Source organism: Acinetobacter sp. 22323, from assembly GCF_052044895.1.
Lineage (GTDB): Bacteria > Pseudomonadota > Gammaproteobacteria > Pseudomonadales > Moraxellaceae > Acinetobacter > Acinetobacter schindleri.
In genome coordinates this window covers 1-343 of the sequence record NZ_JBQEOL010000062.1, presented here as the reverse complement: position 1 = coordinate 343, position 343 = coordinate 1, and the positions used below count along the sequence as shown (strand labels likewise).

At 42.0% G+C, this 343-nt stretch carries 1 protein-coding gene; it reads right to left on the bottom strand.

Features of this window, described 5'->3' with window-relative positions:
- On the bottom strand, positions 1-343 hold a 343-nt coding region (locus ACTJIX_RS14895; protein ID WP_440611571.1), incomplete at both ends, for a transposase.

The window sequence follows — 343 nt, the reverse complement described above, 5'->3', positions numbered from 1 at the left end:
CCCATCGCTACTTTTTTGGTAGCTGATTACAATATCAATATGCTTTTGTCTTCTACAAAGCGTGGTGTAATCTGGAGCTATCCAATTTAATCCGCAAAGTTTAATCAGACTTTGTACAAAGCCAGTAACCATACGTAAAGACAGACGAAATAAGGATTTAATCATTAAGCAGCATTGGATGGCTGCGTCGGAGTAGGTTTGATTTCGCCCTTGTTTGCCTTTTGATGGAGCATACCATTGCGTAGCAGGATCAAACCAAATGGCAATATTTCCGCGACTCATGAGTGCTCGGTTATATGCGGGCCAATTGGTTGTGCGGTAGATTTTGTGTGTAGGCTTCTTC